Source organism: Microvirga pakistanensis, from assembly GCF_004458765.1.
GTDB lineage: Bacteria > Pseudomonadota > Alphaproteobacteria > Rhizobiales > Beijerinckiaceae > Microvirga > Microvirga pakistanensis.
The window spans coordinates 1-211 of sequence record NZ_SPJX01000423.1 but is presented as its reverse complement, the minus strand read 5'-3'; the positions used below and the strand labels follow the sequence as shown (position 1 = coordinate 211).

At 63.0% G+C, this 211-nt stretch carries 1 pseudogene; it reads left to right on the top strand.

Annotation, left to right across the window (positions count from 1 at the left end):
* Positions 1–100 (top strand): annotated as a pseudogene (locus E4K09_RS30380) (GNAT family N-acetyltransferase); the annotation flags it as partial.
* Between the last annotated feature and the right edge of the window lie 111 nt (positions 101–211).

Below are 211 nucleotides of genomic sequence, written 5' to 3'. Positions count from 1 at the left end.
CGGCTGGCAGCGCGTCGGCGTCATTCCGAACTATGCCCTGTGGCCGCAGGGCGGCCTGTGCGACACGACTTACTTCCACAAGCAGATCACGCCTGCTTGAGGGGGGGGGGGTGAACTGAGCCTCCCGGCCTCTTGCGGGAACCCGGATGGTCGATCAAGATTTAGCCTTGAGCATAGGGCAGGTGATCGCCCTTTGATCGGGTGGATGCCT